Origin of the sequence: Actinoplanes sp. URMC 104 (genome assembly GCF_051386375.1) — a bacterium.
Taxonomy (GTDB): Bacteria; Actinomycetota; Actinomycetes; order Mycobacteriales; family Micromonosporaceae; genus Actinoplanes.
The window spans coordinates 2,097,816-2,118,922 of the sequence record NZ_JBPQTO010000011.1 but is presented as its reverse complement, the minus strand read 5'-3'; the positions used below and the strand labels follow the sequence as shown (position 1 = coordinate 2,118,922).

General features: G+C 73.3%; 26 protein-coding genes. 10 read left to right on the top strand and 16 right to left on the bottom strand.

From position 1 onward, the window contains the following. Window positions 1-35: 35 nt before the first annotated feature. Both ACSNN8_RS35580 and ACSNN8_RS35575 read right to left on the bottom strand, forming a co-directional pair. Window positions 36-1,508: an aminopeptidase P family protein gene (locus ACSNN8_RS35580; protein ID WP_436654566.1), complete on the bottom strand. Its 1,473-nt coding sequence runs from the start codon at window positions 1,506-1,508 to the stop codon at window positions 36-38. A 193-nt stretch (window positions 1,509-1,701) separates the two neighbouring features. Next, the gene (locus ACSNN8_RS35575) at window positions 1,702-2,349 is read right to left on the bottom strand and encodes a hypothetical protein (protein ID WP_436654565.1); all 648 of its coding nucleotides are present in this window, start codon (window positions 2,347-2,349) and stop codon (window positions 1,702-1,704) included. Window positions 2,350-2,454: 105 nt separating this feature from the next. Between ACSNN8_RS35575 and ACSNN8_RS35570 the strand changes: the two genes are divergently transcribed. Continuing rightward, a complete protein-coding gene (locus ACSNN8_RS35570; protein WP_436654564.1) occupies window positions 2,455-3,396 on the top strand; it encodes a carbohydrate kinase family protein in 942 nt (313 codons plus the stop codon). On the opposite strand, the gene ACSNN8_RS35565 is transcribed toward ACSNN8_RS35570, so the two are convergent. From ACSNN8_RS35565 to ACSNN8_RS35550, 4 genes are read right to left on the bottom strand one after another with little or no spacing between them, the layout of a single operon-like run. Then, window positions 3,365-3,763: a thioesterase family protein gene (locus ACSNN8_RS35565; RefSeq protein WP_436654563.1), complete on the bottom strand. Its 399-nt coding sequence runs from the start codon at window positions 3,761-3,763 to the stop codon at window positions 3,365-3,367. The genes ACSNN8_RS35570 and ACSNN8_RS35565 overlap by 32 nt on opposite strands. A gap of 9 nt (window positions 3,764-3,772) precedes the next feature. Further along, window positions 3,773-5,173: a PH domain-containing protein gene (locus tag ACSNN8_RS35560; RefSeq protein WP_436654562.1), complete on the bottom strand. Its 1,401-nt coding sequence runs from the start codon at window positions 5,171-5,173 to the stop codon at window positions 3,773-3,775. Beyond that, window positions 5,170-5,664, bottom strand: a complete 495-nt coding sequence (locus tag ACSNN8_RS35555; RefSeq protein ID WP_436654561.1) for a PH domain-containing protein — start codon at window positions 5,662-5,664, stop codon at window positions 5,170-5,172. Before ACSNN8_RS35555 ends, ACSNN8_RS35560 begins: the two co-directional genes overlap by 4 nt. A gap of 9 nt (window positions 5,665-5,673) precedes the next feature. After that, window positions 5,674-5,910 carry a hypothetical protein gene (locus tag ACSNN8_RS35550; protein WP_436654560.1) on the bottom strand — a complete coding sequence of 79 codons (237 nt, stop codon included), beginning with the start codon at window positions 5,908-5,910 and terminating at the stop codon, window positions 5,674-5,676. Window positions 5,911-6,148: 238 nt separating this feature from the next. On the opposite strand from ACSNN8_RS35550, the gene ACSNN8_RS35545 reads away from it, so the two are divergent. The 3 genes from ACSNN8_RS35545 to ACSNN8_RS35535 are packed head-to-tail and all read left to right on the top strand — an operon-like array spanning window position 6,149 to window position 9,191. Then, on the top strand, window positions 6,149-7,267 hold the full coding sequence (locus tag ACSNN8_RS35545) for an AAA family ATPase (RefSeq protein ID WP_436654559.1): 1,119 nt from the start codon (window positions 6,149-6,151) through the stop codon (window positions 7,265-7,267). Next, on the top strand, window positions 7,249-8,244 hold the full coding sequence (locus tag ACSNN8_RS35540; RefSeq protein ID WP_436654558.1) for a DUF58 domain-containing protein: 996 nt from the start codon (window positions 7,249-7,251) through the stop codon (window positions 8,242-8,244). The genes ACSNN8_RS35545 and ACSNN8_RS35540 overlap by 19 nt, the downstream gene beginning before the upstream one ends. After that, on the top strand, window positions 8,241-9,191 hold the full coding sequence (locus ACSNN8_RS35535) for a 26S proteasome regulatory subunit RPN10 (protein WP_436654557.1): 951 nt from the start codon (window positions 8,241-8,243) through the stop codon (window positions 9,189-9,191). The genes ACSNN8_RS35540 and ACSNN8_RS35535 overlap by 4 nt, the downstream gene beginning before the upstream one ends. Here the strand turns inward: ACSNN8_RS35535 and ACSNN8_RS35530 are convergent. From ACSNN8_RS35530 to ACSNN8_RS35515, 4 genes are all read right to left on the bottom strand, one after another. After that, window positions 9,188-9,319, bottom strand: a complete 132-nt coding sequence (locus ACSNN8_RS35530; protein ID WP_436654556.1) for a hypothetical protein — start codon at window positions 9,317-9,319, stop codon at window positions 9,188-9,190. The genes ACSNN8_RS35535 and ACSNN8_RS35530 overlap by 4 nt on opposite strands. 238 nt (window positions 9,320-9,557) lie before the next feature. Beyond that, a complete protein-coding gene (locus ACSNN8_RS35525) occupies window positions 9,558-10,454 on the bottom strand; it encodes an alpha/beta hydrolase (RefSeq protein WP_436654555.1) in 897 nt (298 codons plus the stop codon). A gap of 75 nt (window positions 10,455-10,529) precedes the next feature. Further along, on the bottom strand, window positions 10,530-11,174 hold the full coding sequence (locus ACSNN8_RS35520) for a response regulator (RefSeq protein WP_436654554.1): 645 nt from the start codon (window positions 11,172-11,174) through the stop codon (window positions 10,530-10,532). Then, complete coding sequence (locus ACSNN8_RS35515; RefSeq protein ID WP_436654553.1) at window positions 11,171-12,439, bottom strand: sensor histidine kinase; 1,269 nt, start codon at window positions 12,437-12,439, stop codon at window positions 11,171-11,173. Before ACSNN8_RS35515 ends, ACSNN8_RS35520 begins: the two co-directional genes overlap by 4 nt. 87 nt (window positions 12,440-12,526) lie before the next feature. On the opposite strand from ACSNN8_RS35515, the gene fabG reads away from it, so the two are divergent. The 4 genes from fabG to ACSNN8_RS35495 are packed head-to-tail and all read left to right on the top strand — an operon-like array spanning window position 12,527 to window position 15,839. Beyond that, entirely contained in the window at window positions 12,527-13,231 is a 705-nt protein-coding gene (gene fabG, locus ACSNN8_RS35510) for a 3-oxoacyl-ACP reductase FabG (RefSeq protein WP_436654552.1), read from the top strand. 27 nt (window positions 13,232-13,258) lie between these two features. Continuing rightward, complete coding sequence (gene fabI / locus ACSNN8_RS35505) at window positions 13,259-14,026, top strand: enoyl-ACP reductase FabI (RefSeq protein WP_436654551.1); 768 nt, start codon at window positions 13,259-13,261, stop codon at window positions 14,024-14,026. A gap of 20 nt (window positions 14,027-14,046) precedes the next feature. After that, window positions 14,047-15,060: a ferrochelatase gene (locus ACSNN8_RS35500; protein ID WP_436654550.1), complete on the top strand. Its 1,014-nt coding sequence runs from the start codon at window positions 14,047-14,049 to the stop codon at window positions 15,058-15,060. Continuing rightward, entirely contained in the window at window positions 15,060-15,839 is a 780-nt protein-coding gene (locus ACSNN8_RS35495) for an HAD-IIA family hydrolase (RefSeq protein ID WP_436654549.1), read from the top strand. The genes ACSNN8_RS35500 and ACSNN8_RS35495 overlap by 1 nt, the downstream gene beginning before the upstream one ends. Here ACSNN8_RS35495 and ACSNN8_RS35490 read toward each other — a convergent pair. Together ACSNN8_RS35490 and ACSNN8_RS35485 are read right to left on the bottom strand one after the other, a co-directional pair. Continuing rightward, window positions 15,836-16,363, bottom strand: coding sequence for an alpha/beta hydrolase (locus ACSNN8_RS35490; RefSeq protein WP_436654548.1), 528 nt, complete (start codon window positions 16,361-16,363; stop codon window positions 15,836-15,838). The genes ACSNN8_RS35495 and ACSNN8_RS35490 overlap by 4 nt on opposite strands. Window positions 16,364-16,375: 12 nt before the next feature. Then, complete coding sequence (locus tag ACSNN8_RS35485; protein WP_436654547.1) at window positions 16,376-17,170, bottom strand: class I SAM-dependent methyltransferase; 795 nt, start codon at window positions 17,168-17,170, stop codon at window positions 16,376-16,378. A 48-nt stretch (window positions 17,171-17,218) separates the two neighbouring features. Here ACSNN8_RS35485 and ACSNN8_RS35480 point away from each other — a divergent pair, with 48 nt between their 5' ends. After that, entirely contained in the window at window positions 17,219-17,818 is a 600-nt protein-coding gene (locus tag ACSNN8_RS35480; protein WP_436654546.1) for a helix-turn-helix domain-containing protein, read from the top strand. Between the two features lie 210 nt (window positions 17,819-18,028). Beyond that, window positions 18,029-18,874 (top strand): L,D-transpeptidase, encoded by an 846-nt coding sequence (locus ACSNN8_RS35475; RefSeq protein ID WP_436654545.1) that lies wholly within the window; start codon window positions 18,029-18,031, stop codon window positions 18,872-18,874. On the opposite strand, the gene ACSNN8_RS35470 is transcribed toward ACSNN8_RS35475, so the two are convergent. Genes ACSNN8_RS35470 through ACSNN8_RS35455 form a run of 4 tightly spaced genes read right to left on the bottom strand, consistent with a single transcriptional unit; the run spans window position 18,871 to window position 21,023 of the window. Then, window positions 18,871-19,161 (bottom strand): hypothetical protein, encoded by a 291-nt coding sequence (locus ACSNN8_RS35470; protein ID WP_436654544.1) that lies wholly within the window; start codon window positions 19,159-19,161, stop codon window positions 18,871-18,873. The two genes, ACSNN8_RS35475 and ACSNN8_RS35470, sit on opposite strands and share 4 nt — an antisense overlap. Window positions 19,162-19,194: 33 nt before the next feature. Continuing rightward, window positions 19,195-19,725: a GNAT family N-acetyltransferase gene (locus ACSNN8_RS35465; RefSeq protein WP_436654543.1), complete on the bottom strand. Its 531-nt coding sequence runs from the start codon at window positions 19,723-19,725 to the stop codon at window positions 19,195-19,197. Window positions 19,726-19,756: 31 nt separating this feature from the next. Further along, window positions 19,757-20,248, bottom strand: a complete 492-nt coding sequence (locus tag ACSNN8_RS35460) for an NUDIX domain-containing protein (RefSeq protein WP_436654542.1) — start codon at window positions 20,246-20,248, stop codon at window positions 19,757-19,759. Beyond that, entirely contained in the window at window positions 20,241-21,023 is a 783-nt protein-coding gene (locus ACSNN8_RS35455) for a hypothetical protein (RefSeq protein ID WP_436654541.1), read from the bottom strand. The genes ACSNN8_RS35460 and ACSNN8_RS35455 overlap by 8 nt, the downstream gene beginning before the upstream one ends. Between the last annotated feature and the right edge of the window lie 84 nt (window positions 21,024-21,107).

Sequence of the window (21,107 nt, the reverse complement as noted above, 5' to 3'; positions counted from 1 at the left end):
CGCTGCTCCGTCGTCGCTTCGTCGTCGCTCCGTCGTCACTCCGGCAGGCGGGGGCCCGCCTCGCGCTGGGACGCCATCCACTGCTCGACCTCGGACGACGAGCGGGGCAGGCCGGCCGACAGGTTCTTGCAGCCGTCGGCGGTGACCAGCACGTCGTCCTCGATGCGCACGCCCATGCCGCGCAGCTCGGCGGGCACGAGGTCGTCCTCGGGCTGGAAGTAGAGGCCCGGCTCGACGGTCAGCACGTAGCCCTCGGCGAGCGCGCCGTCGCGGTAGGTCTCGTTGCGGGCGTTGCTGCAGTCGTGCACGTCGATGCCGAGCATGTGACCGAAGCCGTGCAGCGTCCAGCGGCGGTAGACGGTGCTGTCGTCGCTCATCGCCTCGTCGACGCTGACCGGCAGCAGGCCCAGGTCGTGCAGGCCCTCGGCGAGCACCCGCATGCAGGTCCGGTGCACCTGCTTGAACTCCACGCCCGGCCGGATCGCGTCCATGCCGGCCTGCTGCGACGCGTGCACGATGTCGTACACCTGGCGCTGCAGGGGGGTGAACCGGCCCGAGACGGGGACCGTGCGGGTGACGTCGGCGGTGTAGAAGTTGTGGCCCTCGACGCCCATGTCCATCAGCAGCAGCTCGCCCGGCGTGGTGACGCCGGTGTTGCGCACCCAGTGCAGGATCGTCGCGTGCGGGCCGGCGCCCACGATCGAGCTGTAGCCCACGTCGTTGCCGTCGTGCCGGGCGCGCAGCCCGAACACGCCCTCGAGCAGCCGCTCCTTGACGCTCCGGTCGGCGGGCAGCACCCGGGCGACGTCCTCGAAGCCGCGGACCGTGGCGTCGATGGCGGCCTGCAGCTGGGCGATCTCCCACTCGTCCTTGACCAGCTTGAGCTCGCTGATCACCCAGGCCAGCTCGCGGTCGCGCGGGTTGGCGCGGTCGGGCTCGTAGGCCAGCACCGCGCGGTCGACCGCCGCGTCGAGGCCGCGCAGCACCCGGGTGCGCCCCGGCGCCGAGCCGGCCAGCGCGGCGCCCAGCTCGCCCAGCGACGCCGTCTCGACGCCCAGCTCGGTCGACTTCTCGGCCAGCGTGTGCGTGCGGCCCACCCACAGCTCGCCGTTGCGGCTGCGGAAGAACGCGTCGGTGTCCTTGGAGTTGCGCTGGTGGGTGTAGACCACCGCGTCGTGCCCGGAGCCGCTGGGCCGCAGCACGAGCACGCTGTCGGGGTCGCGGTCGCCGGTCAGGTAGAAGAAGTCGCTGCCCGGGCGGAACGGGTAGTCGGTGTCGTTGGCCCGGACCTTCTCGTTGCCGGACGGGATGATCAGCGTCTCGCCCGGGAACGCCTCGGAGAGCGCGTTGCGGCGTTTCGCGTAGTTGGGCACCTCGGGCAGCGGGCTGACGGCCAGCGGGTCCTCACGCCAGCCCTGCCGCATGAACTGCAGGAAGGCCTCGGGAAAGGCGGGGTCGTGGGATTCCGTCTTGGCCGCGGGTTGCGCGGCCTTCTGCTGCTCGGCCATGGGTGGCGCCTCCGATCCTCGATCCGCCCCCGACGTTACCGCCTGCCCCCGACGGAAAGCAGTCCAGCCCGCGCACTCTGATCTTGAAGGTGCGCGTCTGATCTTGAGGTGGGCCACCGCCTCCCCCGCCCACCCAGGGACGGGGGCCAAGCTACCGGCTGTCAAGCGGCCGCGGCGGGTTGTCCACAGGCGCTCAGCGGGCCGGCAGTGTCAGGCACGCCACACGCGGGCCCGCGGTGCCCGCGACGCCAGGGCCGGTTCTGGTTGCCTGGGCGTGCAGGACCAGCGAGCGCGCCGGGCGGTCCGCCGCGAAGGTCCACCCCAGCGCCGACGAGGCGGTCGCGGTGCCGTAGCCGTCGGCGGTGAAGTCGAGCCACACCTCGTTGCGCGGGTTGGCGTACGACGGGTCGACCGAGGGCTTCGACGGGTCGGCCCGGTGCTGGTAGTGCGGGCCGGCGTCGTCCGGCACGGCGGTGCACGGAGCGGTGTGCAGGTGCGCGCCGTACGCCCGGCGGGGGATCAGCCCCGCGGCCTGCACCCGTACGTCCATGCCCCGGGGGTTCTCCGCGATCGACACCGTGGCCGACGCGCCGGGCGGCACCACCGCGGGGTCGTACGTGATCGCCGTCGAGCCGGGCCGGAACGGCAGGAACGTGCCCGCGGCGACCGTGCCGGCGGGCCAGGAGCCGGCCGGGGAGGGGCTGGGCGAGCCCTGGTAGAGCGTCCAGGACGAGGCGGAGGTCAGCACCGAGGAGGCAGCGGTGGGGGCGACCTCCACCGCGTTGGTGCATCCGGCAATCATGGTCAGGGGAGCGGCGAGGGCCAGCACGCGCAGCAGCATTCCGTGATCATCCCAAAAAGGGACATACGGGGCGAGCACTGGCGCTGCGCGTCCCCGGACGGAAGGCTGTTCACCGATGACGGCGGCGTTACGGGAGGTACGGCAATGGGCTATGCGGTGGTGCTCGGCGAGGCTCTGATCGACCTCCAGGAAGCCGAGCACGACGGCGAGGTCGTTTACCGCCAGGCGATCGGCGGCGCGCCGCTCAACGTCGCGGTCGGCGCCACCCGGCTCGGCGGGCAGGTGCACTACGTGGGCTCGCTGAGCAACGACGTGCTCGGCGACCGGATCTCGGCGTTCCTGACCGAGCGCGGGGTCGGCACCGACGGGGTCAAGCGCGTCTCGGTGCCCACCACGCTGGCCGTCACCACGTTCGTGGGCGCGGAGCCGACGTTCACCTTCTACGGGGAGCCGCCGTCGTACGCGCTGCTCGGGCCCGCCGACCTCGACAGGGCCACGGTGGGCGGGGCCGACGTGCTCTACACCGGCTCGATCTGCCTGCTGCGCGAGCCGTTCCGGGCCGCCGCGCGCGCCGCGTGGGCGGTCCCGGGGCCGCTGCGCGTCTTCGACCCGAACGCGCGGCCCACCCTGCTGCCCGACGGCGCCGCGGTGACCCATCTGCGTGAGCTGTCCGAGGAGTTCTTCGCGACCGCCGACCTGGTCAAGCTGAGCGCGGCCGACGCGGAGGTGCTCTACGACGGCGCGACGCCCGAGCAGGCCGCCGAGCGCATCCGCGGGCTGGGCGCGAAGGCCGTGGTCGTGACGGCGGGCTCCCGCGGGGCGTACGTGGCGGCGGACGACGGCACCGCGATGCTGCCGGCGCCGAAGGTCGACGCGATCGACGCGACCGGCGCGGGCGACTCGGTGATGGGCGCCCTGGTGCGCCGCCTGCTCGCCGACGGGCTGCCCAAGGACCTCGACGGCTGGCAGCGCGCCGTGCGCTTCGCCCTCAACGTGGCCGGCCTGGTCTGCGAGCGCCGCGGCGGCGCGGTCGCGATGCCGACGTACGAGGAGGTCACCGCGCGATGGGGAGAGCCTTCTCGATGAAGCGCTGACGGTCGAGCAGCATCCGCTCGACCCGCACCTCGGCCACCAGCTGCTCGCCGTCGCGGACCACGACCTCGAAGACCAGCCGGCGTCCGTCCACCTTGGTGAGCGTGGCGAGCGCGGTGACCCGGCGCCCGACCGGCGTGGGCGCCCGGTGCTCGATCCCGGCCCGCACCCCCACCGTGGTGATGCCGCCGGGCATCTGGCGAGCGGTGGCGGCGACGGTCGCGGCCTCGGCGAGCGCCAGGACCCGCGGCGTGCCCAGCACGGGCACGTCGCCCGAGCCGACCGCCTGGGCGGTGTCGGCGTCGGTGACGGTCAATTCCACGCGGGCGCTGAGTCCGGGCGAGAACTGCGGAAGCTCCATGCCCCGAGCTTAGATCTGCGACGGCCGCTGCCAGACAGCCTCGTCAGCCGTCTGCGTGGCGACGGGGTTGCGCGCGTTGCGGGCGCGCGCCGCCAGCTCGGCGGCGATCGCCCACGCCTCGGCCAGGTCGCGGTCCTTGGCCTGACCGGCCCGGCCGCGGGCGGTGTCGGCATAGACGGTGGCCAGCCCGAGCATCTTCTGCACCGGGCCCTGGATCACCCGGACGCTCTGCAGCCGCGCGTACGGCACGACCTGCATCTCGCGGGTGAGCAGGCCCCAGCGGGTCACGAACACCTCGGGCGCGAGCCCCACCCCGATCGACCGCAGCGAGATCGGGTTGAGCCAGCGGGCCCGCGACGGCGGCGGCGTGGTCGCGAGCGCGGCCAGGTCGACGCCGGGCAGCACGTCCCACACCAGCGTGCGCGCCGTGCCGAAGTCGCCCACCGGCAGCAGCCGGTCCGAGCGCTTGGAGTCGCCGCTGCCCGGCTCGCCCGCGTATCCGGCGATGTCGAGCCGCAGGTGCAGCCAGCCCTGCCCGCGCCACAGCAGCGGCCAGGTCGCCGCCACCGCCTGCACCCGGTTGAGCGGCACCACCTGGCTGCGGGTCTCGACCAGCCCGTAGCGGACGGCGAGCCGGCCCTCGGGGTCGCGCGCGAGCCGGAAGTCCCAGTCCTGCAGCACGCGCCGCACCGGTTGCAGCAGCACACCGGCCATGGCGGTGACCGTGCTGGCGATGCCGATGAAGGTCCACGACCCCTCCATCACGAACTGCAGCACCACGAACGCCACGCCGACCGGCAGGAAGAAGGCCTGCGGGGTGAGCAGCTGGCTGACGACCAGATCGCGGTTGCTGACCCGCAGCAGCGGGCGTTCGAGGGCGGGCGCGGTGGGTGCCGCGGCCGCCTGGTCCCCGGTGGGTTGCGCCACGACCGCGGACGTACGGCCGGCAAGCGCGAGAAGCCGCTCGCGCAGCGCAGCCGCCTCGCGAACGGTCAGGTACGCCAGCGGCGCCTCGGTCTTGCCGCCGCCGATCACCTCGAGGCGCAGCTCGGCCAGGCCCGTGAGCTGGGCGAGCAACGGCCGCCGCAGCTCCACGGCCTGCAGCCGCTCCAGCGGGATGGCCCGGTTGCGCCGCCATACCACGCCGTCGGAGATGCGCAGCTCCCGGCCGACCACCTGGTAGCCGGTGGTGAGCCAGCCGATCAGCGAGAACACCACCACGCCGACCGCGAGCACGGCCACGACCAGCGCGAACCGTTCGAGGCCGACCTGCGAGAGCGTCTGCCAGCTCAGGGCGGCCACGATGACGGCGATGCTCTTGGCGCCGTGCAGCAGCGGGCTCAGCGGGTGCAGCCGGCGGCGTGGCTCCGGCTCCGCGACGGCCGTGCCCGGCGGCTCGGTGGCGGTCACAGGCCCTCGGCCCGGTCCTCGCCGAGCGCGGTGAGCCGGTCGCGCAGCCGGGACGCCTCGGCCGGCGGCAGCCCGGGGATGCGCGCGTCGCTGGCCGCCGCGGCGGTGTGCAGCTGCACGGTGGCCAGGCCGAACGCGCGCTCCAGCGGGCCCGCCGTGACGTCGACGAACTGCATCCGGGCGTACGGGACGATCGACAGCCGCCGCACCACCAGGCCGTGCCGCACCAGCAGGTCGTTGTCGCGCTCGGCGTAGCCCCAGGCGCGCACGGCCCGCACGGTGACGAACGAGCGCCAGATCGCGTTGAGCACGACCAGCGCGATCCCGAGCTGCCACAGCCAATGGCCCTGCAGCACGAGGCCGACGCAGAGCCCGGCGACGAGGATCAGCGTCCAGACCGCGCGGACGATGAGCTCCACAGTGATCAGCTTGGGCGAGACCGGACGCCACTCGACGGTGTCGGGCCAGGGCGTGAGGGCGTCGACGGTCACCCCTTGAGCCTAGGAGATCGGCGCGCCGGATGCCGTACCGAAGGGGGTCACTTCGCGCAGGAATCCGCGGACCTCGAGGAAATCGCCTAGGGTGGCGCGATGCTCGTCGCAGGCCAGCCAGGTCTTGCGGTAGTCCGGGGCGTGCAGCTTGGGATTGTTCCACCGCAGCTGCCACGTCGCGTCGGCTCGGCAGCCCTTGGACGAGCACTGCGGCTCGGTCGGGCCATCCATGACGCCAGAAGTCATGACACCAAGAGTATTGAGCGCCGGGCGACCACGGGGGAAGCCGCCCGGCGACGAGGGGAATGTTACACGCATCCCCGCGCACCGCGTCCACCCCGCGGAGGTGCCCGATCCGGCGTATCGCGCAGAAAGATCGACACCGACGGACGATGGCGCGGCGTAATACGACACCACGAGCGCACTCTCAGGTCGGTCGTGTAAGTCTTGAGCGTCGGCAGATGGCTTTTCAAGTGGAGGATCGGTGGCTCAGCCGCTCACGCCCGAGACCGAGATCAACCCCGGTGCCGGCGCGCCCGTCCCGCCGGCGCAGGACGCGTCCCAGCTCGAGCGCGCGATGTTCGAGGTCAAGCGGGTGATCGTCGGGCAGGACCGGATGGTCGAGCGCATGTTCGTGGCGCTGCTCGCGCGCGGGCACTGCCTGCTCGAGGGCGTGCCCGGCGTGGCCAAGACCCTCGCGGTCGAGACGCTGGCCCGGGTCGTCGGCGGCACGTTCTCGCGCGTGCAGTTCACCCCCGACCTCGTGCCCGCCGACATCGTCGGCACCCGCATCTACCGGCAGAGCAACGAGAAGTTCGACGTCGAGCTCGGCCCGGTCTTCGTCAACTTCCTGCTCGCCGACGAGATCAACCGCGCGCCCGCCAAGGTGCAGTCGGCGCTGCTCGAGGTCATGGCCGAGCACCAGGTGTCGATCGGCGGGCAGACCCACGAGGTGCCCACCCCGTTCCTGGTCATGGCCACCCAGAACCCGATCGAGCAGGAGGGCGTCTACCCGCTGCCCGAGGCGCAGCGCGACCGCTTCCTCATGAAGATCCTGGTGGGCTATCCGACCGACGCCGAGGAACGCGAGATCGTCTACCGGATGGGCGTGAGCGCCCCCGAGCCCAAGACGGTGTTCACCACCGAGGACCTGCTCGGCCTGCAGCGCCGCGCCGACCAGGTGTTCGTGCACAACGCGCTGGTCGACTACACGGTCCGGCTGGTGCTCGCCACCCGCGCGCCGGCCCAGCACGGCATGCCCGACGTGGCCCAGCTCATCCAGTACGGCGCCAGCCCGCGCGCCTCGCTGGGCATCGTCCGCGCGACCCGGGCGCTGGCGCTGCTGCGCGGCCGCGACTACGCGCTCCCGCAGGACGTGCAGGACATCGCGCCCGACATCCTGCGCCACCGGCTGGTGCTCAGCTACGACGCGCTCGCCGACGACATCCCGGCCGACCACATCGTCGCCCGGATCATGCAGAGCGTCCCGCTGCCCTCGGTCGCCGCCCGGCAGGGCACGTCCCCCAACGGCAGCCACCCCGCCGCCCCGGTCAGCGGCGGCCCGCAGCCTCAGACGAGCACGGCATGGCCGGCCCAGCACTGAGCCAGGACTCCGGCACGGCCCGCGCCGAGGCCGTGCTCTCGCGGCTGCAGCTGCTGGTCACGCGCAAGCTCGACGGGCTGCTGCAGGGCGACTACGTAGGGCTGCTGCCGGGGCCGGGCAGCGAGGCCGGCGAGTCCCGCGAGTACCGCCCGGGCGACGACGTACGCCGGATGGACTGGCCGGTCACCGCGCGGACCACGCTGCCGCACGTGCGCCGCACGGTCGCCGACCGGGAGCTGGAGACGTGGATGGCGATCGACCTGAGCGCCAGCCTCGACTTCGGCACCGCCGCGATGCTCAAGCGCGACCTGGTGCTGGCGGCGGCCACGGCGATGGCCCACTTGACCGTACGCGGCGGCAACCGCATCGGCGCGGTCGTGGGCACCGGCTCGGGTTCCCCCGTTGCGGGCACGCCGGGCCGCTTCCGCCGCAAGCGCTCGCCGGAGCCGCCGGCGGGCCCCTCGGTCGTCCGGATGCCCGCCCGGCCCGGCCGCAAGGAGGCCCAGGGGCTGCTGCGCGCCATCGCCCACACCGAGATCCGCCCCGGCCGCGCCGACCTCGGCGAGCTCGTCGACATGCTCAACCGGCCGCCCCGGCGACGCGGCGTGGCCGTCGTCATCTCCGACTTCATGGCCCCGGTCGACGGCTGGGCCCGGCCGGTCCGCAAGCTCGCGGTGCGCCACGACGTGCTCGCCATCGAGGTCGTCGACCCGCGCGAGATCGAGCTGCCCGACGTCGGCGTGCTCACGCTCGCCGACCCCGAGACCGGCGCGCTGCACGAGGTGCAGACGGCCGACGAGAAACTGCGCCGCCGCTACGCCGAGGCGGCCGCCGAGCAGCGCGGCGCGATCGCCGGGGCCCTGCGCGCCGCCGGGGCCGCCCACCTGCGCCTGCGCACCGACACCGACTGGCTGCTGGACGTGGTCCGCTTCGTGGCCGCCCAGCGACACGCACGCACCCGGGGGACCACCCGATGATCCGTTTCCTGGAGCCCTGGTGGCTTCTGGCGCTGCTGCCGGTGCTGGCCCTGGCCGGCTTCTACACCTGGCGGCAGTTCCGCAAGCGCCACTACGCGATGCGGTTCACCAACGTCGACCTGCTGCGCACCCTCGCCCCCAAGGGGCTGGGCTGGCGCCGGCACGTCTCCGCGGTCGCCTTCCTGCTCTCCCTGCTGACCCTGGGCGCCGCGCTGGCCCGCCCGTCGGTCGACAAGGAGGAGCCGCTCGAGCGCGCCACGGTGATGCTGGCGATCGACGTGTCGCTGTCGATGGAGGCCGACGACGTCGCCCCCAACCGCATCGAGGCGGCGCAGGAGGCGGCCAAGGCGTTCGTCAACGAGCTGCCGCCCACCTACAACCTGGGCCTGGTGTCGTTCGCGAAGGCCGCGAACGTGCTGGTCTCGCCGACCAAGGACCGCTCCCAGGTGGTGTCGGCGATCGACGGGCTCACGCTCGCCGAGGCGACCGCCACCGGCGAGGCGGTGTTCACGTCGCTCGACGCCATCCGCACGGTGCCGGCCGACGGGGCCGACGGCGCGCCGCCCGCCCGGATCGTGCTGCTCTCCGACGGCTACCGCACCTCGGGCCGCTCGATCGAGGACGCGGCGACCGCCGCCTCGCAGGCCAACGTGCCGGTGTCCACGATCGCGTTCGGCACCGACACGGGCGTCGTCGACATCCGCGGCGCCCTGCAGCGGGTGCCGGTCGACCGGCTGTCGCTGCAGCAGCTCGCGGAGAACACCGACGGCTACTTCTACGAGGCCGCGTCGGTGAGCGAGCTGAAGCAGGTGTACGAGGACATGGGCAGCTCGATCGGCCACCGGGTGGAGCCGCGCGAGGTCACCCAGTGGTACGCCGGGGTGGCGCTGCTGCTCGGCCTCGCGGCGGCCGCGATGTCGCTGCTGTGGACGTCGCGGCTGCCCTAGGGGGTGCTGTGCGCGAGCACGAACAGGACCACCACGTACACGGCGGCCACGGTGAACGTCAGGGGCGCGATGAGGTTCTTCATTCGGGGCTTCTTCCGCTGGTGACTGGCGTTATCAGCGCACGTCACGTCGCGGCCGGCACCCGCGCATCCGGCGTCGCGGCGCACACGACTCGACCGGCACGCCCTCGAGGGAGGCGCGCCGGCGGATGCGGGGGATCGTGTGTCAGCGGTCAGGCGCGCTGACGGACGGCCCGGCCACGACTGGGAGGATCGCTATCTCGCACAGCGATCACCTCCTGCGGGTCGTCCTACGCCGTCGCGGCCGCCATTCGGGCCGCAGGAGACTGTACCCCTTAAGGCCCCGCTAAGAAACGCGCCCCGGCGTCGCGTGCTCAGGACCACCCGAGAGGACGACGTCGGCCACGGCCTTCAGCGTCGAACTGCCCGCAACGAGATAGAAGTCGTGCCCCGCCACCCCGTCCGTCGGCAGCTCCCGCGCGCCGAACTCGGGCGAGGTCGGACGCCGCCCCAGCCCCAGCCCCAGCAGCCGGACCTGCGGAATCCGCCGGATCCAGTCGGTGGGGGCGAGAGCCGACCAGACGCGGGCGCCGCCCAGATCGGCCACGTGGTCGGCCCCTACGCCGGGCGCCCCGAGCGTGATCACGTCGCTCACCTCGGGCAGCCGCGGCGCCGCCAGCCCCGCGACGATCGCGCCGTAGCTGTGACCGACCAGCGTCACGGTCACCGCCGGCCGCTGTTTCGTGAGCCCGCGGACGAAGGCGACCAGCGCGGCGGCCCCGTCCCGGGCGCGCCCCTCGGTGGCGGCAGCCAGGCCGAGCCCCTCCGGTGGGTCGTAGCCGAGCCAGGCGATCACGGCGGCGTGCGGGTCGCGCTTGGCCAGGTGCTCGTGGAGGGCTCGGGCCTGCACGCCGGGGGCGCGGCGCGGGACGCCCCCGAGGCCCCGGTCGAAGTCGGCGAGCGTCGTGTCGACGCCGGGAACGAGGACGGCAATCCGGTCGGCGGTGGCCAGGTCGCCGAGGACCTCGACGGCGCGGCCGTCGCCGCGCGGGTCGAACTCGAGAAAGCGGCGGCCGTCGGCGGCCCAGGTCGCGTACGGGCACCCGGCGGCCAGCATGCGGACGGCGCTCTCGCGGTACGCCTCGGCGAATGCCGGCAGGACTTCGATGCCTCCCTGTGCGCGCTGGGCCGGAACGGGGAGGAAGAGACTGGTCAGGGCGAGGGCGAGAGGCAGGAATCGCATGCCCGGCAGCGTCCGGCCGAGGTGCCCCTCGCAGCGTCACACCACAGACCGCACCTTCACGTCATACCTGGGTGCTCATCCCGGGGTGACGAGGCCGGTCTCGTAGGCGAAGACGACGGCCTGGGCGCGGTCGCGCAGGTTGAGCTTCGCGAGGATCCGTCCGATGTGGGTCTTCACCGTTTGCTCGGCCACGACCAGGTCGTCGGCGATCTCCTGGTTGGAACGGCCCCGGGCGATCAGCCGCAGCACGTCGGTCTCGCGCGGGGTCAGGGCGTTCAGCGCGGCCGGCTTGGGGCGGTCGGCGACCGGGCGGGCGGCGAACTCGGCGATCAGGCGGCGCGTCACCGACGGGGCGAGCAGGGCCTCGCCGGCGGCCACGACGCGTACGGCGTTGATGAGGTCGGCGGCGGGGGCGTCCTTGAGCAGGAAGCCGCTGGCGCCGGCGCGCAGGGCCGCGTAGACGTAGTCGTCGAGGTCGAACGTGGTGAGGATCAGCACCTTCGGGCCGTCCTGGAGGCGGCGGGTGGCCTCGAGGCCGTCCATCACGGGCATGCGGACGTCCATCAGCACCACGTCGGGGCGCAGCTCGCGGGCCTGGGTCACCGCCGCGGCGCCGTCGGCGGCGTCGCCGACGACGAGCATGTCGGGCTGGGCGGCCAGCAGGGCGCCGAAGCCCTCGCGGACCATCGCCTGGTCGTCGGCGATGAGAACCTTGATCACTGAGCCTCCCGGACGGGCAGGTCTGCGCGGACGACGAACGAGTCGCCGTCGGGGGCGGCCGACAGCGTGCCACCCAGCAGTTCGGCGCGCTCGCGCATGCCGGACAGGCCGTGGCCGCGGCCGGCCGTGGCGGCGGGGGTGGTCAGGGTGTTGCGGACCAGCAGGTCGATCCGGTCGCCGAGGTCGCGGACCTCGATGGTCACCGGGCCGCCGGGCGCGTGACGGGCGGCGTTGGCGAGCGCCTCCTGCACGATCCGGTACGCCGCCAGCTCCGCCGCCGCCCCACCCAGGGTGGGGAACCTACCGGAATCGGCGTCGGCGTGCGTCGAGTTATCCACAGGGCGGCCCGAAGCGAACGCGCCGTCGGCGCGCAGGGAGACGTCGACGCCCGCGGCGCGCGCGGTCGCGACGAGTTCCTCCAGCTGGGCGAGCCCGGGCTGGGGAGTCAACGGCGCCTCGTTCTGCTCCGCGCGCAGCACGCCCAGCAGCCGCCGCATGTCGGTCAACGCCTCCCGGGCCGACGCGGCGATGGTGGCCAGCTCCTCGCGGGCCGGTTCGGGCAGGTCGCCGATGCGGTAGGGCGCGGTCTCGGCCCGGACGGCGATCATCGACATGTGGTGGGCGACCACGTCGTGCATCTCGCGGGCGATCCGGGTGCGTTCCTCGAGGACCGCCCGTTTGGCGCGTTCGAGCTCGGTGAGCTCCTCCTTCTCGGCGAGCAGGGCCCGCGTACGGCGTCGCCGGGACACGATGTCGCCGAGCGCGGCGATCGCGATGAGCAGCACGGCGGCGCCCCAGGCGTTCGCGTCGGGGGCGTACGCGAAGACCGGTATCAGGCTGAAGGCGGTGGCCCAGATGGTGAGTGAGGAGTCCTCGAGCACGGCGAGCCGGCCGAGCACGACGAGGAAGCCGAGGATCTGCACGGTGTTCCACGGCCACGGCTCGCGGGGGCCGACCTGCATCGAGCCGATGAACAGCATGACGAAGGCCAGCCGCCAGGCGAGGACGGGCAGCCGGAGCGTGACGGCGACGGGCAGCACCGAGCCGGCCGCGATGAGCACGACGAAGGGGTCGGGCAGGGGCCGGTTCTCGGCCAGGTAGGCGCCGGTGGCCAGGGCCATCCCGGCGAGCGCGAGCAGGCCGAGCGGCAACGCATAGACCCAGATGCGTCCGGTGGGTGCGGGGCGCAGCCGCTCGCGGGACCAGAACAGGCGGCGTAGCGGCCCCGTGGCATTGCGCCGGGTCACCGGGCCGATAGTCTCCACTCCGGCAGGTTACGGCGCTGCGGCGTCGTCGTCGTGCCCCCGCGGTGCCACCCGGCACCCCCTACCTGGGTATGAGGAGCGAAGGTCGTGGCGCGCACGGTACTGGTCACTGGCGGCAACCGGGGTATCGGCCTCGGCATCGCGCGGGCGTTCGCCGCGCAGGGCGACAAGGTGGCCGTGACGCACCGGGGCAGCGGCGCGCCCGAGGGCCTGTACGGCGTGCAGTGCGACATCACCGACCCGGCGCAGGTCGATGCGGCGTTCACCGAGGTCGAGAAGGAGCTGGACCCGGTCGAGGTGCTGGTCGCCAACGCCGGCATCACCGACGACACGCTGCTGCTGCGGATGAGCGAGGAGCAGTTCGAGCGGGTGATCGACACGAACCTCAAGGGCTCGTTCCGGGTCGCCAAGCGGGCCAGCTCGAAGATGCTGCGCGCCAAGTGGGGCCGGATCATCTTCATCTCGTCGGTGGTCGGCCTGTACGGCGGGCCGGGGCAGGTGAACTACGCGGCGAGCAAGGCCGGCCTGGTCGGCATGGCCCGCAGCATCACCCGCGAGCTGGGCAGCCGCAACATCACCGCGAACGTGGTCGCGCCGGGTTTCATCGAGACGGAGATGACAGCCGTCTTGTCCGAGGCGCGGCAGGCAGAGATCATCAAGGCCGTTCCGGCGGGCCGGCTCGCAACCGTCGACGAGGTCGCGGCCGCGGTGACGTTCCTGGCCGGCGACGGGGCCGCGTACATCAACGGCGCGGTCATCCCGGTCGACGGTGGCCTCGGCATGGGCCACTGACCCTTCCATCAAGGAGTATCGAGAACCGTGTCTGGATTACTGGCCGGCAAGCGGCTGCTCATCACCGGCGTCATCACCGACGCCTCGATCGCGTTCTCGGCGGCGAAGATCGCGCAGGAGAACGGGGCGACCGTCGTGCTGACCGGCTTCGGCCGGCTCTCCCTGGTCGAGCGCATCGCGAAGCGGCTGCCCGAGCCGCCGCCCGTGATCGAGCTGGACGTGACCGATCCGGATCACCTGGCCGCGCTGCCGGACAAGGTCCGTGAGCACGTGGACGGGCTGGACGGCGTGCTGCACTCGATCGCCTTCGGGCCGCAGAGCGTCCTCGGCGGCGAGTTCCTCAACGCGCAGTGGGAGGACGTGTCCAAGGCGCTGCAGGTCTCGACGTACTCGTACCAGTCGCTGGCCGTCGCTTGCCTGCCGCTCATGCAGTCGGGCGGCAGCATCGTCGGCCTGACCTTCGACGCCACCAAGGCGTGGCCGGTCTACGACTGGATGGGCGTGGCGAAGGCGGGCCTCGAGTCGGCCAACCGCTACCTCGCGCTGCATCTGGGCAAGAAGGGCATCCGCAGCAACCTGGTGTCGGCCGGCCCGCTGCGCACGATGGCCGCCAAGTCGATCCCCGGCTTCGAGCAGTTCGAGGACGCGTGGGCCGCCCGCGCGCCGCTGGGCTGGGACCTGCACGACACCACGGCGACCGGCAAGGCGATCTGCGCGCTGCTCTCGGACTGGTTCCCGGCCACCACGGGTGAGGTTGTGCACGTCGACGGGGGCTACCACGCGCTGGGCGCATGATCCGGTGACAGTATGGACGGGTGGTCTACGACGCGTTCGTCCTGCTGTCCTTCGGCGGTCCCGAGAAGCCCGATGACGTGATGCCGTTCCTGCGCAACGTGGTGCGCGGGCGCGGGGTCCCGGACGAGCGCCTGGCCGAGGTGGCCGAGCACTACTACCACTTCGGCGGCGTCTCGCCGATCAACCAGCAGTGCCGTGACCTGCTGGCGGCCGTCCGGGCGGACTTCGCCGCGAACGGCGTGGACCTGCCGGCGTACTGGGGCAACCGGAACTGGCAGCCGATGCTCGCCGACACCGTGGCGCAGATGCGCGACGACGGTGTGACGCACGCGCTGGGCTTCGCGACCAGCGCGTACGGCGGGTACTCGTCGTGCAAGCAGTACTGGGAGGACATCGCGAACGCCCGGGCCAAGGTCGGCCCGGGTGCTCCGGTCATCTCGAAGATCCGCCAGTTCTGGGACCACCCCGGCTTCGTGGAGCCGCACGCCGACGCCGTACGGTCGGCTCTGGCCACCCTCGACGAGAGCCGGCGGGACACGACCCGCCTGGTCTTCACCGCCCACTCGATCCCGTCGAGCATGGCGCGGACCGCCGGCCCGACGGGCGGGCGCTACGAGGCGCAGCTGCACGAGACGGCCCGCCTGGTCGCCGGCCACGACGACTGGGACCTGGTCTGGCAGAGCCGCTCCGGCCCGCCGCAGGTGCCGTGGCTCGAGCCCGACATCAACGACCACCTGGAGAAACTCGCCAAGCAGGGCGTGACCGACGTCGTGGTCAGCCCGATCGGGTTCGTCTCCGACCACCTCGAGGTCCTCTGGGATCTCGACAACGAGGCCGCCGAGACGGCCGGGCGGCTCGGCCTCGGATATGCCCGTGCCGCCACCCCGGGCACCGACCCCCGCTTCGTGGCGATGGTGCGCGAGCTCGTCCAGGAGCGCACCGCCGGAGCGCCGCTGCGCCGGCTCGGTACGCTGCCGGTCTGGGACGACTGCCCGGTCCCGTGCTGCCCACCCCCACAGCGACGAGGAGCATGATGCCTGAGCGCAAGGCCGTCGAGAGCTGGCTCACCGACATGGACGGCGTGCTCGTCCACGAGGGTGTGCCGGTGCCGGGCGCCCCCGAGTTCGTCAACCGGATGAAGACGTCCGGCAAGCCCTTCCTCATCCTCACCAACAACTCGATCTACACGCCGCGCGACCTGCAGGCGCGGCTCAACCGCATGGGCTTCGACGTTCCCGAGCAGTCGATCTGGACCGCGGCGCTGGCCACGGCCCAGTTCCTGGCCGACCAGCGGCCCGGCGGCACGGCGTACGTCATCGGCGAGGCCGGCCTGACCACCGCGATGCACGCGGCGGGCTACGTACTGACCGAATTCGATCCTGACTACGTGGTGCTGGGGGAGACCCGCACGTACAGCTTCGAGGCGATCACCAAGGCGATCCGGCTCATCGACGGCGGCGCGAAGTTCATCTGCACCAACCCCGACGCGACCGGCCCGTCGAACGAGGGCGCGCTGCCCGCGGCCGGCTCGGTCGCCGCGATGATCTCTAAGGCGACCGGGGTCGACCCGTACTTCGTCGGCAAGCCCAACCCGATGATGATGCGCTCGGCGCTGAACACCATCGAGGCGCACAGCGAGAGCACCGCGATGATCGGCGACCGGATGGACACCGACGTGCTGTGCGGCCTCGAGGCGGGCCTCGAGACGATCCTGGTGCTGACCGGCATCAGCACCCGCGAGGAGGCGGACCGCTATCCGTTCCGCCCGTCGCGCATCGTCAACTCGGTGGCCGACCTGATGGACGAGATCTAGGCGATCAGCCGGTCCAGCAACGGGAACTCGTCGTACGCCTGGTCGTAGTCGCCGAAGTGGCCGTCGTCGCGGACGATCTGGGTGCCGCCCAGGTGCTCGAACAGGGCGCGGCCCTGGTGCTCGTCGCAGCCGTACGGGTCCACGCGTGAGTTGATGAAGCAGAACTCCCGCGCGTGGGCCCGGATCGCCGCCCAGTCGTACGCGTCCTTGAGCACCGGTTCGTCCGAGGTGTTCGGCCGCGTGCAGTAGCCGGCCACGAGGATCGCCTGCCGGGCGGTCACGTGCTCGAGCAGGGCCGGCAGCAGCGCGGCCCCGCCCGAGTGCCCGATCAGGACGGTGTCGTCGCCGAAGCGGTGCGCGGCCAGCACCTTCGGCAGGAACGACGTGATCGGCTCGACGTTCAGCCCGGGGTAGTGGGGGACCTCGACCTCGTAGCCGCGCTGCCGCAGCCGGGCGGCCAGCCACGGGTACCAGGCCACGCCCGGGTTGCCGCCGGTGCCGTGAAAGATGATCGCGCTTCGCATCGCGCCAGTGTGTCAGGACGGGCGGCGGCCCACCCACACCATGCGCGTGGCGCGGACGGTCAGGTCGTCGCGGTGCGCGGCGGTGGCGGCCGCGTCGTCCAGGGCGGCGAGGTCGTCGGCGCTCAGCCGGTCGGCGAGGCGCTCGCGCATACGGGCGAAGGTCACCTGGGCGTAGCGGCGGGCGGCCGGCGGCAGTGGCGCGGGGATCTCGAGCTCGAAGGTGCGCTCGCCCGCCAGGTCGAAGCCGGCGGCGGTCAGGCGCGCGCCCCAGTTCTCGTGCATGTGCATGCCGCCCTCCCGGCGCAGGCGGTCCATCTCGGCCGCGCACCGGTCCTCCAGGCCCGGGTCGGGCAGGAACCGCGGGAACCCGTCCAGCTCGGTGATCATGAAGGCGCCGCCGGGCCGCAGCGTGTCGCGGATCCGGGCGAGCGTGCGCGCCGGGTCGGCGAGGTGGTGCATCGAGGCGGACGCCCACACCAGATCGGCCGGGCCGAGCGCGGGCCAGTCGCCGTCCAGGTCGGCCCGGACCGTACGGATGCGGTCCTGCAGCCCTGCGTCGGCGGCGCGGTGGCGCAGGTGCTCCAGCATCTCGTCGTCCACGTCGACCGCGGTGAGCTGCGCGCCCGGCAGGTGCCGGGCCAGCGCCAGCGTGCCCGTGCCGGTGCCCGCGCCCAGATCGACGACGCGCGGCCGGTCGCCCACGAGCGAGCCGGCCCAGCCGACCAGCTCGCGGTGGAAGTCCTCGAGCACCTCGGCGTCGAGGTCGAGCATCTGGACCAGGTGGTTGTGCTGGTGATCGTGTGCCATGCGGGCCACGCTACCGCCATCTTGCGCGAATGGCATACAGTCTTGCGCATGACGCAAGACGGAGAGCTCGACGCGCTGGTCCGGCAGCGCATCCGCGGTCTGCGGGTCGCGCGCGGCTGGTCGCTGGACGATCTCGCCGCCCGCAGCTACCTGAGCCCGTCCACGCTCAGCCGCCTCGAGACCGGCCACCGGCGCATCGCGCTCGACCAGCTCGCGCCGATCGCCCGGGCGCTGGGCACCACCCTCGACCAGCTCGTCGAGTCCGGCAGCGACGAGGACGTGGTCATCCGGCCCCACCGCGACGACGCGCGCGGCATCACCACCTGGCTGCTCTCCCGCGAGGGCGCGCCCGGCGGCATGACCGTCGCCAAGCTGCGCGTCACCCGCGCCGTCCCCGCCGACCTGCGGGTGCATCCCGGCCGCGACTGGTTCACCGTGCTGTCCGGCACCATCGTGCTGCGCCTGGCCGAGCGCACGATCCTGGTCCGGGCCGGCGAGGCGGCGGAGTTCTCGACGATGGTGCCGCATGCCTTCGGCGCGACCGGCGGGCCGGCCGAGATCCTGTGCATCCTCGACCATGACGGCGAACGCACCCATCTGGGGCCGCCGGAGAGGGAGGACCGCGGGGGAGCGGGGCAGCCGCATTAGTGCGTCGCCTGTGGACAAGATGTGCCGGATACCGGGCCTGTGGACAGCGCACGCGGATTGTCGGTGGTGGGGCGTAGTGTGCTCCCTGCCCCGGGTGGGTGGGGGTCTGGGTGGCGTAGGTGGAGATCATCACGCCGGGAGCGGGCGGCCCGGGAAACTCGCAGCGTGCATATGGTGATGTTTCGCCTTTTCGCGTCATAGTGTGGGGGCATGGCTTATACCCGTCGGGCGGTTGCTGGTGGGCTGATCGCGGCGGCGCTCGGGGCGTCCCTGCTGGTCGCGCACGACCTCGAAGCGCCGACGGGGGCCTTCGCGGCCCGGCGGGTGCCCGCGCCGGCGCCGGCGGTGAAGGCGGCCGTCGAGCCGATTCCGCGCGCGGCGCGGCCGCCGCAGGACCTGCCGAGGATCAACTACTGGGACGCGCCGCGAGGGTTTCCGCGCGATGCGGCGACCGACTCGGACGCGGTGGTCGACCAGAGGCTGCGACCGCTGCGCAAGGTGGCCGTGTACGACCGTCCGGGCGGGCGGCCGCGGGCCTTCCTGCAGCGGTCGATCAGCGGGCTGCCGGTCACGGTGCCGATCGTCCAGCGGCGGCGCGGCTGGGTGGCGGTGCTGCTGCCCTCGGTCAACCGGCGCGTCGGGTGGGTGCCGGACGGCGGGTGGCAGGCGCGGCCGCTGCGCGACAGGCTCGTGGCGGACCTGAGCGAGCGCCGGCTGACGTGGTTCCGCGACGGGCGGCGGCGCGCCGCGTGGACGGTGGCGGTGGGCTCGTCGCGCACGCCGACGCCGGTGGGACGCACGTACGTGATGGGTCGCACGGTGACGCACGGCGAGGTGTACGCGGGGCTGGACGCGCTGGTGCTGGGCGCCGTTCCGGACGACCGCGACGCGCTGTCGGACGCCCTGCGCAACGGGCACACCGCGATCCACGGGTGGCGCGACGAGTCGGCGTTCGGGCGCAGCGTCTCCAACGGCTGCATCCGCGTGCCGGCCGAGGTGCAGCGCACGCTGCTGCGCAGCATCGGCGCGGGAACCGTGGTGCAGGTCGTGCCCTAGTGCACGCGTAGCCAGGCGGCCTTCGCGGCGGCGTGCTGCTCGTCGGCGCCGGCGGCCCGCAGCAGCTCCAGCACCGGCCAGTACGACACGGTCTCGGCCTGGCTGCCCGCGACCACCCGGGCCAGGTAGTCGCCCAGCACGTCCCCGAGCACCAGCGCGTCGCGGCTGATCGCCCGCAGTGCGGGCACCGCGTCCGAGTAGTCGTCGGCCGGACCGAGCCCCTCGATCATCGCGGTGACGCGGGCCGCCTGGGCCCGCCGCCCCTCGTCCAGTTCCGGCTTGTGCATGCCGCCACCGTAAGCACTCGTGCCAACGTCGCGTCAGGTGTCGCGCAGACCCACGCAGTCGTAGTCCCAGAACGTGGCCGAGTACACCAGGGTGCCGGTCATCCACGGCTCGTACGCGGTGAGCGGGTGCACCTGGAAGGCGGCGTCCGGGATGCGCAGGGACGGCTTGCGGAAGCCCAGCTCGCCACCCGGCCGGAACCCCCACCGCGAGTAGTACGCCGGGTCGCCCTCGAGGAACACCAACGGGCAGCCCCGCTCGTCGGCGAGCTCGAGACCGCGGGCGATCAGCGCGCGGCCGACGCCGCGGCGCTGGTGGCCGGGCAGCACCCCCAGCGGGCTGAGCACCTGCACGTCGACGAGCCGCGGCGGCGCGTCCAGCAGGCTGCGGGTGAACATGACGTTGCCGACGACGCGGCCGTCCTCGACCGCCACCAGCGACAGCGCCCCGGGGTCGTCGCGGCGCAGCGCGCCCACGAGCGCGGCGACGGTGTCGCCCTGCGCTCCGAACGCGACCCGGTGCACCTCGGCGACGTCGTCGGACTCCTGCTCCGCGCGGATCTCCATGATGGAGCACCTTACCGGCCGCGCCGCCGGCTCAGAGGCCTTCGGCGACGTCGGCGAAGTACCGCCCGGCCACCGCGGTGTGGGTGCTGAAGCCCAGCTCGGCGGGGCCCTTGAGGATGTCCCAGCCGTCGGTCTCGTCGGACGCGAAGCCGGGCGGCGCGTCGGCGGGCGGGAACATCGCGAAGACCAGCAGCGTGCCGTCGGGTGCGCTGACCGTGTCGTACAGCGCGGCGCTCCGCGGGTCCGCGACCAGCCCGGTCTCCTCGCGCAGCTCGCGGGCGGCGGCCTCCTGCCAGGACTCGCCGTAGTCGACGAAACCGCCGGGCAGGGCGAGCGTGCCCGCGGCGGGCGGGATGGCGCGGCGCACGACGAGCAGGCCCGCGCCGATCGGCTGCACCGCGACGGCGACCGGGGTCGGGTTGCGGTACGAGGTCTCACCGCACGCCGAGCAGCGGCGCGGCCAGGGCTGGCCGGGCACGAAGCGGGCGCCGCAGAACGTGCAGTGCTTGAAGCGGTCAGGCATGGAGCGGCGAGTTGCACGCCGCGACCAGCGCCTGCCGGCAGGCGGTCAGCAGCGGGCGCAGGGCGGCGTCGCGCTGCTGGGCCTCGTAGCCGTTGACGGCGCCGCCGGGCGCGTTCGTCTCGGCGAGCGCGAGCACCTGGTCGAGGATCGACGCGCGGGCGAACACGCGACGGGCGCGCGGGTCGAAGCCGGGCGGCAGCGTGGCCGTGCTCTCGGGGCGGCGCAACGCCTGCAGCGCGCCCGCCAGTTCGGGTTTCCACTGCGCCACGTCGAGCTTGGTGAGCTGGGCCGTCGCCTCGCCGAGCGCCAGGGTCAGCTCGCCCTCGGCCTCGGCGGCGCCCATCTGGAACACGGGCCGGTAGTCCTCGACCGGGAACCAGCGCCACAGCACCGTCTCGAACTCGACCCCGGAGCCGGAGACGTGGCGGCGCACCTCGGGCACGACGCCGAACGAGGGCGTCATGACGGCCTCACCGGCGAGCATCGCGGCCCCTGTGAGCGGCCCGGGGCCGGGCAGCCCGCGCGGGTCGCCGGGGGCCGGCAGCACGAGCCGGATGTCGTCGGGGTGCACCTTGGCGAACGCGGGCAGGCCCTGCGGCAGCGGCACGTCGGTCCACGTGCCGGGCGCGTCGGCGACGAGGTGCTCCTCGTCGCGGGCGATCTCGTCGGCCAGCTCGTCGAAGGGCACGAGGCCGGCGCGCCAGGCGCGCACCCAGGCCACGAACCGGGTCGAGCGCCGCGCTACGCGGGTGGCCGCATCGGCTGCGGGGGACATGCGAGCAAGGGTACGTGGACATCCGGAACTCTGTCTCGGCCGGAGCGTCAGAAACGGCGTGTCCCTGCGCACGGGTTACGGTGC

Excerpts from the sequence above, each read along its gene's own strand:
- ACSNN8_RS35580 (WP_436654566.1), bottom strand. The coding sequence starts at position 1,508 with ATGGCCGAGCAGCAGAAGGCCGCGCAACCCGCGGCCAAGACGGAATCC.
- ACSNN8_RS35575 (WP_436654565.1), bottom strand. The coding sequence starts at position 2,349 with ATGCTGCTGCGCGTGCTGGCCCTCGCCGCTCCCCTGACCATGATTGCC.
- ACSNN8_RS35570 (WP_436654564.1), top strand. The coding sequence starts at position 2,455 with ATGGGCTATGCGGTGGTGCTCGGCGAGGCTCTGATCGACCTCCAGGAA.
- ACSNN8_RS35565 (WP_436654563.1), bottom strand. The coding sequence starts at position 3,763 with ATGGAGCTTCCGCAGTTCTCGCCCGGACTCAGCGCCCGCGTGGAATTG.
- ACSNN8_RS35550 (WP_436654560.1), bottom strand. The coding sequence starts at position 5,910 with ATGACTTCTGGCGTCATGGATGGCCCGACCGAGCCGCAGTGCTCGTCC.
- ACSNN8_RS35540 (WP_436654558.1), top strand. The coding sequence starts at position 7,249 with ATGGCCGGCCCAGCACTGAGCCAGGACTCCGGCACGGCCCGCGCCGAG.
- ACSNN8_RS35535 (WP_436654557.1), top strand. The coding sequence starts at position 8,241 with ATGATCCGTTTCCTGGAGCCCTGGTGGCTTCTGGCGCTGCTGCCGGTG.
- ACSNN8_RS35525 (WP_436654555.1), bottom strand. The coding sequence starts at position 10,454 with ATGCGATTCCTGCCTCTCGCCCTCGCCCTGACCAGTCTCTTCCTCCCC.
- ACSNN8_RS35495 (WP_436654549.1), top strand. The coding sequence starts at position 15,060 with ATGCCTGAGCGCAAGGCCGTCGAGAGCTGGCTCACCGACATGGACGGC.
- ACSNN8_RS35490 (WP_436654548.1), bottom strand. The coding sequence starts at position 16,363 with ATGCGAAGCGCGATCATCTTTCACGGCACCGGCGGCAACCCGGGCGTG.
- ACSNN8_RS35485 (WP_436654547.1), bottom strand. The coding sequence starts at position 17,170 with ATGGCACACGATCACCAGCACAACCACCTGGTCCAGATGCTCGACCTC.
- ACSNN8_RS35480 (WP_436654546.1), top strand. The coding sequence starts at position 17,219 with ATGACGCAAGACGGAGAGCTCGACGCGCTGGTCCGGCAGCGCATCCGC.
- ACSNN8_RS35475 (WP_436654545.1), top strand. The coding sequence starts at position 18,029 with ATGGCTTATACCCGTCGGGCGGTTGCTGGTGGGCTGATCGCGGCGGCG.
- ACSNN8_RS35470 (WP_436654544.1), bottom strand. The coding sequence starts at position 19,161 with ATGCACAAGCCGGAACTGGACGAGGGGCGGCGGGCCCAGGCGGCCCGC.
- ACSNN8_RS35465 (WP_436654543.1), bottom strand. The coding sequence starts at position 19,725 with ATGGAGATCCGCGCGGAGCAGGAGTCCGACGACGTCGCCGAGGTGCAC.
- ACSNN8_RS35460 (WP_436654542.1), bottom strand. The coding sequence starts at position 20,248 with ATGCCTGACCGCTTCAAGCACTGCACGTTCTGCGGCGCCCGCTTCGTG.
- ACSNN8_RS35455 (WP_436654541.1), bottom strand. The coding sequence starts at position 21,023 with ATGTCCCCCGCAGCCGATGCGGCCACCCGCGTAGCGCGGCGCTCGACC.